The following is a 236-nucleotide window of genomic DNA, read 5'->3' on the forward strand; positions in this document are numbered from 1 at the left end:
GTACGAAAGGCGACTTCCAGTAATTCGTTGAACGCAGAGGAAAAGAGATTCGAATGCCGCACCGAGTCTGATCTGTTTTGACTGATCATCCGGGCGATGTACGTCGAGACATAATCGCAGTGTTTCCAAGCGGAGACAAAAGTCTTGATTTCCATGTCGATCTGGATCATCGGCTCAAAAGTCGGTTCGCCAACCGGGTCATGATGAACAGATCCCATCCGCATCCTCTCCTATTC

1 pseudogene is annotated in these 236 nt (G+C 49.2%); it reads right to left on the reverse strand.

The features are described 5' to 3' along the window. Positions 1-218: pseudogene (locus P9236_RS30790) on the reverse strand (ubiquinone biosynthesis methyltransferase UbiE); the annotation flags it as partial. Between the last annotated feature and the right edge of the window lie 18 nt (positions 219-236).

The sequence above is a fragment of the Mesorhizobium sp. WSM4884 genome (genome assembly GCF_029625675.1).
Classification (GTDB): Bacteria; Pseudomonadota; Alphaproteobacteria; order Rhizobiales; family Rhizobiaceae; genus Mesorhizobium.